The sequence below is a fragment of the Bacillus sp. MYb209 genome (genome assembly GCF_002975175.1).
GTDB lineage: Bacteria > Bacillota > Bacilli > Bacillales > Bacillaceae_G > Bacillus_A.
In genome coordinates this window covers 21,882-29,731 of the sequence record NZ_PCNZ01000035.1, presented here as the reverse complement: position 1 = coordinate 29,731, position 7,850 = coordinate 21,882, and the positions used below count along the sequence as shown (strand labels likewise).

The following is a 7,850-nucleotide window of genomic DNA, read 5'->3' as shown; positions in this document are numbered from 1 at the left end:
GAACCCGTGTTACCGCCGTGAAAGGGCGGTGTCTTAACCACTTGACCAACGGGCCACGAAAAATAAAATGGTGAGCCATGAAGGATTCGAACCTTCGACCCTCTGATTAAAAGTCAGATGCTCTACCAACTGAGCTAATGGCTCATACTCACCAACGTCATATTTTCGTGACGACAAGACATATCATAACATGTTATCCTTTGTTTTTGCAATACCTTTTTTTATTTTTTTATAAAAGATAAGAAAAAACTCATGAAAACATGAGTTTTTTCTTAAAAAAATCAATTTCTTATATCAATTAAGCTTCGTATACATTACGAACGATATTTGTTTGATTACGATCTGGTCCAACCGAGAACATAGATAATTGGATTCCTGTTAATTCAGAAACACGCTCTATGTATTTTCTTGCATTTTCAGGAAGTTCATCCAATGATTTCACAGCAGTAACATCTTCTGTCCAACCTGGAAGCTCTTCATATACAGGCTCACATTTCGCTAAAATGTTTAAGTTTGCTGGAACTTCATCTAAAACTTCTCCGTTATATTTGTAAGCAACACAGATTTTAAGAGTTGGAATACCTGTTAATACATCGATAGAGTTTAATGATAAATCTGTTAAACCACTAACGCGACGTGCATGTCTTACAACAACACTATCGAACCAACCTACGCGGCGCGGACGACCAGTTGTTGTTCCATATTCACGACCAACTTCACGAATTTGATGACCAATTTCATCATTAAGTTCAGTAGGAAATGGACCGTCACCAACACGGCTTGTATATGCTTTACATACACCTACAACGCGAGTAACTTTCGCAGGACCAACTCCAGTTCCAACTGTTACACCACCAGCAATCGGGTTAGAAGATGTAACGAATGGGTACGTACCGTGGTCAATATCAAGCATAACACCTTGTGCACCTTCAAATAATACACGGTGATTGTTATCTAGTGCATCATTTAATACAACAGATGTGTCGCATACATATTGTGCGATTTGTTGTCCATATTCGAAGTACTCTTCAAAGATTTCTTCTACGCTGAAACCTTCTGTATCGTACATTTTTTCAAATAAACGATTTTTTTCTACTAAATTGCGCTCAAGCTTCTCTTTAAATGCTTCACGGTCTAAAAGATCAGCCATACGGATACCGATACGAGCAGCTTTATCCATATATGCAGGACCGATACCTTTTTTCGTTGTACCGATTTTGTTATCACCTTTACTCGCTTCTTCTAACTCATCTTGTTTTAAGTGATAAGGTAAGATAACGTGCGCACGGTTACTTACACGTAAATTATCAGTACTTACACCACAATCGTGTAAATATTTTAACTCTTCAAGTAATGCTTTCGGATCTACTACTAAGCCGTTTCCGATTACACAAATTTTCTCTTTATAGAAAATACCAGATGGAATTAAGTGTAATTTATATTTAACTCCGCCGAAAACAATTGTATGTCCCGCGTTATTTCCACCTTGATATCTTGCAACTACTTCCGCATGCTCAGAAAGAAAATCAGTGATTTTACCTTTTCCTTCGTCGCCCCATTGTGTTCCTACAACTACTACTGAAGACATTATTAAAGCACCTCCGCAATTTTCAAACGATCTATTCAAACAATATAATTGTACCAAAACAGAAAGAGAAGTCAACCAAAAAGCGAACATTTTTTTATCGAAAAACGTTTTCGTTCGTAAGAATTACATATTCACCTTATGAAAGCCCTATCTTTCATATAAAAAAAAAGAAACACATCTTATTATAAGAAATGTGTTTCTTTTTTATACTGCCTTTATGCGTGCGGTGCATGTCCACCCTCAAAACGGCGTTCTAAGTTGACGAATTTATTAAATTCCTTAACAAACGCAAGCTCTACTGAACCTACCGGACCATTACGTTGTTTTGCAATGATAATTTCAATTGTATTTTTATTTTCTGTTTCACGATCATAGTAATCTTCACGATATAGGAAGGCTACAATGTCAGCATCCTGCTCGATACTTCCTGATTCACGAATGTCAGACATCATCGGACGTTTATCTTGACGAGATTCTACACCACGAGATAACTGTGACAAGGCGATAACAGGTACTTGCAATTCACGTGCAATCCCTTTTAATGTACGAGAAATCTCAGATACTTCCTGCTGACGGTTTTCTCCTGATTTCCCACTTCCTTGAATAAGCTGTAAATAGTCAATCAAAACCATCCCAAGACCTTGTTCTTGCTTTAATCTACGACATTTTGCTCGAATTTCATTTACTTTAATCCCTGGTGTATCATCAATATATATACCAGCATTAGAAAGGCTACCCATCGCCATTGTTAATTTCGCCCAATCATCAGAAGTTAATGAACCGGTACGGAGTCTTTGCGCATCAATATTTCCTTCTGCACAAAGCATACGCATAACAAGCTGATCAGAGCCCATCTCCAAACTAAAAATCGCTACATTTTCATCCGTTTTCGTCGCTACGTTTTGTGCGATATTTAATGAAAATGCAGTTTTCCCCACCGACGGACGCGCCGCTACGATGATTAAATCATTTCGCTGAAAACCCGCGGTCATCTTATCTAATTCAGTAAATCCAGTTGGTATCCCGGTAACTTCACCTTTTTGATTATGCAAAAGTTCAATTTTATCATAAGCATCTACAAGAACATCTTTAATGTTTTGGAATGCTTTTGCATTTGTTTGATGTGATACTTCTAATATTTTTTTCTCAGCCTCATTTAAAAGGCCATCCACATCATCTTCTCGCTCGTATCCATCCGATACAATATGAGTCGCCGTTCGAATTAAACGACGTAAAAGTGCCTTTTCAGCGATGATGCGTGCATAATATTCTACGTTTGCAGCTGTTGGAACAACTTCTGCTAATTCTGCTAGATAAGAAACCCCACCAACTTCTTCTAGTAACCCTTGATCAGCCATCGCTGATGTCATTATTACTAAGTCGATTGGTTCTCCCTTATCAGACAACCCAAGCATGACTTCAAAAATCTTTTGATGTTTCGTTCGATAGAACGAGTCAGGTAGCAACAGCTCTGATGCTGACGTTAATGCATCTTGATCAATCAATATAGCCCCTAAAACCGCCTGCTCTGCTTCTATATTATGCGGAGGGGTACGATCAGCCAGTACATCACTCATGCGCAATCCTCCTTGCTTAATTTATTTTTATTGTTCACTAACATGAACTTTTACTGCCGCTGTTACTTGCGGATGCAATTTTACAGTGACGTTTGTATAACCTAATGCACGTATTGCATCGTCCATTTCAAATTTACGTTTATCAAGTTTAATCTTGTGTGATTTTTGCATTGCATCTACAATTTGTTTGCTTGTAATAGAACCAAATAAACGGCCACTTTCTCCAGATTTCGCCTTTAATTCTACAGTTAATTTCTCTAATGTTTCTTTTAATTGTTTTGCATTTTCAAGCTCTGCTGCTGCATCTTTTTCCTCTTTACGCTTTTGAGCATCCAAAGTTTTCATACTGCTGTTTGTCGCTTCGGCAGCTAACCCTTGTTTTAGTAAGAAATTATTTGCATAACCGTCTGGTACGTTTTTTATTTCTCCTTTTTTACCTTTACCTTTTACGTCTTTTAGAAAAATTACTTTCATGATTGTGTGCCTCCCTGTAAATAGTCATCAATAACAAATCGAAGCTTCTCCTCTGCTTCATCTACTGTAACATTTTTCATTTGTGTGGCTGCATTTGTTAAATGCCCGCCACCTCCTAAATTCTCCATAATTAGCTGTACATTCAATTCACCTAAAGATCTACCACTAATTCCAATGAAATTTTCTCCACGTTTTGCAATAACAAACGATGCAATGATACCTGTCATTGTCAATAATGTGTCTGCTGATTGTGCAATAAGTACTTGGTCATAATATTCATCACCATCAACTTTAGCAATCGCAATTCCATTTTTATAAATGTACGCATTTTTAATGGCTTTTGCAACTCGTAAATACTGACCCATATCTTCTTTTAAAAGTTCTTGTACAAGTACAGTGTCTGCGCCATGCGAGCGTAAATAAGAAGCGGCATCAAATGTGCGAGCGCCTGTACGGAATGTAAAACTTTTCGTATCAACAATAATACCAGCTAACAATGCTGTTGCTTCTAACATTGTCATCTTTAAATTTTTAGGTTGATACTCAAGTAATTCTGTAACAAGCTCTGCCGTTGAAGAAGCGTATGGCTCCATATAAACAAGCAATGGGTCCTCAATGAAATCTTCTCCACGGCGATGATGGTCAATAACTACTACATTTTCAATCTTATGTAACAGTTTTTCCTCCATCACCATTGAAGGTTTATGCGTGTCAACAACAACAAGTAATGAATCGTCATTTGCAAATTCCATCGCTTGCCCTGGTGTAATAAAGTGTGACCATAACTCTTCATTTTGTTTCACTTTATCCATCAAACGTTTGATTCCTTTATCAGAATCATTTTCATCTAATACAATATATCCTTTGCGCTCATTTAATTGAGCTACCTTTAAAATACCAATCGCTGCACCAATCGCATCCATATCAGGAGCTCTATGCCCCATTATAATGACATTACTGCTTTCTAATACTAAATCCTTTAATGCATGCGAAATAACTCTAGCACGTACACGAGTACGCTTTTCAACCGGATTCGTCTTACCACCGTAAAACTTAACTTTACCCGTCGCTTGTTTAATAGCTACTTGGTCTCCTCCTCTTCCTAACGCAAGGTCTAAACCAGATTGAGCCATCGCTCCAAGCTCTGATAAAGGTAAATCACCTGATCCAACACCAACACTTAATGTAAGTGGTATATTCCTTTTTGATGTTTCTTCACGCACTTGATCCAAAATACTAAATTTCCCCTTCTCCATTTGCGCTAAAATGCTTTCATTTAGTACAACGAAGAATCTTTCTGAAGATGCACGTTTCAAATATGCACCATACTTAACGGCCCATTCATTTAGACGTGACGTCACAAGACTTGTTATATTCGTACGTAATTGATCATCTAACCCTTGTGTAACTTCATCGTAATTATCTAAATAAATAACAGCTAAAACAGTGCGCTGATCCTCATACATTTTTTCAATCTCTGTTTGCTCAGTTACATCAAAAAAATAAATTAGTTTTTCTTCTTTCCTTACAAACACACGGAACTTTCGACTATTTAAAGATACTATATCATCAGAAGTCTCTCCTTTAATAAAAAGGAGTAATGTTTCTGATACATCGTACAGATGCCACCCAGCTAATGCATGTTGCCCCAAGCATGAAGACAAGTAAGGATTTGCCCAATCAATCCCATACTCCTTATTGTATAACAATATACCGATTGGCATCTGGTTGAATGCTTCGTTACTCACTTTTTTTACCCTAGTAATCATATCTGTCGTATACTTTTCAAAGTTCCTTTGAAAGGTAAGTTCAAATCGTATAACTAAAAAGAAAACGATGCTAAAAATAAAAAAGGAAGATATCCCCATGATTAAGTGGAAATAACAGAGAATCGAGATTAGCACCAACACAAAAAATGCCAATACGTAAACAGGATATAAAAACCACTGTTTCTTATAAAATTCAGGCATGTATACAACTCCTATAAAGTAAAACTAACTCACCTTCCAGTTAGTTAAACAAATTAAAATAGTGTAAGGAATATTATTTTATTCCCCTATTTTAGAACGCAATGAAATCCCTAAATCAATTATACCTAAGATTGTCACAAGAGGAAACAGCATTGGAATAAACATACATACAATAAAACTAATAATAGGAATACCTCTAGTAAAACCTTTTCTGTGTGCTAAAAAGGTGATAAACGTTAATCCTTGCAATACGAGCAGCAAAGCAAAGATTACATATAGGTTAGAAAATACCATATGTAAATATGATGTTGGTTCTACTTTTAGAAAAGTTGCTAACAAAATAAATATGACGTAATACCAGACAATACTCTTTGGCAATTGTATATCTTTAAATTTAGGCCAAGGTGTAACGTCGTGCTTTAACTTTCTCAAAACACTACCGGATATTAGCACTGTGATCCAAGAAAAACATACAGAAACTAGCACAAGTATACTTGGAAATAACGTTTGTAATATATCATGCATTTGTGCAAACAACTCTTTTTGTTCCTTACTAACTGGCATACCAGCAGCATTTGCTATCTTTTCACTTTGCACCATACTTTCACTAAACATATTTTGCATTTGCTTCATTAAATCTATGTTGAAAAACTTTATACTTCCAACATAAATGAGCATTATACCAATTAAATACGCAAGCGTTCCAGCTATCAATATCTCCACTGGTTTTTTCCCTTTTTTATACATATATCCTAATACAACGCCTATTAATCCAAACATCACCGTCTTTATGAGACTAATCGGCTGACTCACAATAACTGTAATAAAAAGTGCCGCTACAAAAATCACAAGCATATTAGATAGTTTATGTCTTACTGTTAATAATATAAATGGTAACGGCAGCACAAACGTTACCATTGTACCTAAAATTGGAACATACCTAGATATAAGTAACAAAATGGCATATATAGCCAATAACGCTGCACCTTCAGTAATAAATTTCGTGTTTTTCATCATCCAACCTCTCTCTCAGAAAAGAAAAGCATAGCAAAATGCACAGTAGAGTCCGACTCTACTGTGCATTTCATACGCTATTATTCACCAACATATGGTAAAAGTGCCATTTGACGAGCACGTTTAATTGCAACTGTAAGTTTGCGTTGGTATTTTGCGCTTGTTCCTGTTACACGACGAGGTAAAATTTTACCACGCTCAGAAACGAAACGTTTTAATAAATCAACATCTTTATAGTCAATGCGAGTGATGCCGTTAGATGTGAAGAAACACACCTTACGACGTTTCGCACGTCCACCTTTGCGTCCTGCCATGTCTATTCCCTCCATTCTTTGTTAAAAATAACCGATTCATACCATTAAAATGGTAAATCGTCGTCCGAAATGTCAATCGGTTGACCAACATTCGAAAATGGATCATCATTCTTTGTAAATCCAGAGTTACCAGTGTTACCTGAGTTACCCGGATTACTAGACTGATCAAATGGGTTAGAGCCTTGGTTACCGTAACCAGCTCCTGATGGTTGCTGATTGAACGAACCTCGTTGCTCCCCACCGCCATTACGCGGCTCTAAAAATTGTACGCTCTCCGCAAGAACTTCTGTTACATATACACGTTTACCATCTTGTCCATCGTAATTACGAGTTTGAAGACGTCCATCTACGCCTGCTAAGCTACCTTTTTTCAAATAATTTGCCACGTTTTCTGCTTGTTTACGCCATATTACACAATTAATAAAGTCAGCTTCACGCTCACCTTGTTGATTCGCAAATGCGCGATTCACAGCTAACGTAAAAGTAGCTACCGCAACACCATTAGGCGTGTAACGTAAGTCAGGGTCCTTAGTTAAGCGACCAACGAGGATAACACGATTCATCAATCGAACCACTCTCCCTATATATCTTAATTATTTTTCTTCTTCTTTAACAACGATATGACGAAGGATATCTTCGTTGATCTTAGCTAAACGGTCGAATTCGTTAATCGCTTCTGCGTTAGAGTTCACGTTTAAGATCATGTAGAAACCTTCACGTAAGTCGTTGATTTCGTAAGCTAAACGACGCTTACCCCACTCTTTTGTGTTAATGATTTCTGCACCATTGTTTGTTAAAACACCTGCGAAACGTTCAACTAAAGCTTTTTGAGCTTCTTCTTCAACGCCAGGACGAATGATGTACATAATTTCGTACTTTCTCATTACACTTTCACCTCCTTTTGGTCTAAACG

Annotated in this window: 8 protein-coding genes and 1 tRNA gene; all 9 read right to left on the bottom strand. The window is 37.0% G+C overall.

Annotation, left to right across the window (positions count from 1 at the left end; all coding sequences use genetic code 11):
* Positions 1 to 68: 68 nt before the first annotated feature.
* The 9 genes from CQZ94_RS26870 to rpsF all read right to left on the bottom strand — a co-directional run bounded on the left by CQZ94_RS26870 (position 69) and on the right by rpsF (position 7,821).
* Positions 69 to 144, bottom strand: a tRNA-Lys gene (locus tag CQZ94_RS26870).
* A 154-nt stretch (positions 145 to 298) separates the two neighbouring features.
* Positions 299 to 1,588 carry an adenylosuccinate synthase gene (locus CQZ94_RS26865; protein ID WP_105587947.1) on the bottom strand — a complete coding sequence of 430 codons (1,290 nt, stop codon included), beginning with the start codon at positions 1,586 to 1,588 and terminating at the stop codon, positions 299 to 301.
* Between the two features lie 215 nt (positions 1,589 to 1,803).
* Positions 1,804 to 3,165, bottom strand: coding sequence for a replicative DNA helicase (gene dnaB / locus CQZ94_RS26860; RefSeq protein WP_105587946.1), 1,362 nt, complete (start codon positions 3,163 to 3,165; stop codon positions 1,804 to 1,806).
* A 27-nt stretch (positions 3,166 to 3,192) separates the two neighbouring features.
* The gene (gene rplI / locus CQZ94_RS26855; RefSeq protein WP_105587945.1) at positions 3,193 to 3,639 is read right to left on the bottom strand and encodes a 50S ribosomal protein L9; all 447 of its coding nucleotides are present in this window, start codon (positions 3,637 to 3,639) and stop codon (positions 3,193 to 3,195) included.
* Complete coding sequence (locus CQZ94_RS26850) at positions 3,636 to 5,609, bottom strand: DHH family phosphoesterase (RefSeq protein WP_105587944.1); 1,974 nt, start codon at positions 5,607 to 5,609, stop codon at positions 3,636 to 3,638. The genes rplI and CQZ94_RS26850 overlap by 4 nt, the downstream gene beginning before the upstream one ends.
* Positions 5,610 to 5,687: 78 nt before the next feature.
* Positions 5,688 to 6,623: a YybS family protein gene (locus CQZ94_RS26845; RefSeq protein ID WP_105587943.1), complete on the bottom strand. Its 936-nt coding sequence runs from the start codon at positions 6,621 to 6,623 to the stop codon at positions 5,688 to 5,690.
* A gap of 80 nt (positions 6,624 to 6,703) precedes the next feature.
* Positions 6,704 to 6,937: a 30S ribosomal protein S18 gene (gene rpsR / locus CQZ94_RS26840; protein ID WP_000918874.1), complete on the bottom strand. Its 234-nt coding sequence runs from the start codon at positions 6,935 to 6,937 to the stop codon at positions 6,704 to 6,706.
* A gap of 44 nt (positions 6,938 to 6,981) precedes the next feature.
* Entirely contained in the window at positions 6,982 to 7,503 is a 522-nt protein-coding gene (ssb, locus tag CQZ94_RS26835) for a single-stranded DNA-binding protein (protein ID WP_105587942.1), read from the bottom strand.
* 27 nt (positions 7,504 to 7,530) lie between these two features.
* Positions 7,531 to 7,821 (bottom strand): 30S ribosomal protein S6, encoded by a 291-nt coding sequence (gene rpsF / locus CQZ94_RS26830; protein ID WP_001233781.1) that lies wholly within the window; start codon positions 7,819 to 7,821, stop codon positions 7,531 to 7,533.
* Between the last annotated feature and the right edge of the window lie 29 nt (positions 7,822 to 7,850).

Excerpts from the sequence above, each read along its gene's own strand:
- rpsF (WP_001233781.1), bottom strand. The coding sequence starts at position 7,821 with ATGAGAAAGTACGAAATTATGTACATCATTCGTCCTGGCGTTGAAGAA.
- dnaB (WP_105587946.1), bottom strand. The coding sequence starts at position 3,165 with ATGAGTGATGTACTGGCTGATCGTACCCCTCCGCATAATATAGAAGCA.
- rplI (WP_105587945.1), bottom strand. The coding sequence starts at position 3,639 with ATGAAAGTAATTTTTCTAAAAGACGTAAAAGGTAAAGGTAAAAAAGGA.
- CQZ94_RS26850 (WP_105587944.1), bottom strand. The coding sequence starts at position 5,609 with ATGCCTGAATTTTATAAGAAACAGTGGTTTTTATATCCTGTTTACGTA.
- rpsR (WP_000918874.1), bottom strand. The coding sequence starts at position 6,937 with ATGGCAGGACGCAAAGGTGGACGTGCGAAACGTCGTAAGGTGTGTTTC.
- CQZ94_RS26865 (WP_105587947.1), bottom strand. The coding sequence starts at position 1,588 with ATGTCTTCAGTAGTAGTTGTAGGAACACAATGGGGCGACGAAGGAAAA.
- CQZ94_RS26845 (WP_105587943.1), bottom strand. The coding sequence starts at position 6,623 with ATGAAAAACACGAAATTTATTACTGAAGGTGCAGCGTTATTGGCTATA.